This is a genomic window from Shinella sp. M31, from assembly GCF_049199205.1.
Classification (GTDB): domain Bacteria; phylum Pseudomonadota; class Alphaproteobacteria; order Rhizobiales; family Rhizobiaceae; genus Shinella.
Window position 1 is genome coordinate 1 of sequence record NZ_JBLZPH010000166.1, and the last position, 293, is coordinate 293.

General features: G+C 66.6%; 1 pseudogene. It reads left to right on the top strand.

The features are described from left to right. Positions 1 to 293: pseudogene (locus ACOZKU_RS26020) on the top strand (metalloprotease); the annotation flags it as partial.

Consider the following 293-nt stretch of genomic DNA (forward strand, 5'->3'; position numbering starts at 1 on the left):
CGCTTCACGGCTGTTGATCCCGACAGCGACCAGAGCCTCGACTTCCTCTCGAGCCACCCGAACGCGCCGCAGCGCGTGGAGCTGGCGCGGCTGCATGCCCGCGCCTTCGGGGCGGAAGGCACGATCGGCGACCGCGGCCGCGACTATTATCTCGCCGGCATCGACGGCTTGCTCTACGGCGACGCCCCGGAAGAAGGTTACGTACGCGGTCAGACCTTCATGCACGGCAAGCTCGGCATCCGCTTCGACGTGCCCAACGGCTTCCAGATCGACAACAAGGCCGATGCGGTTCT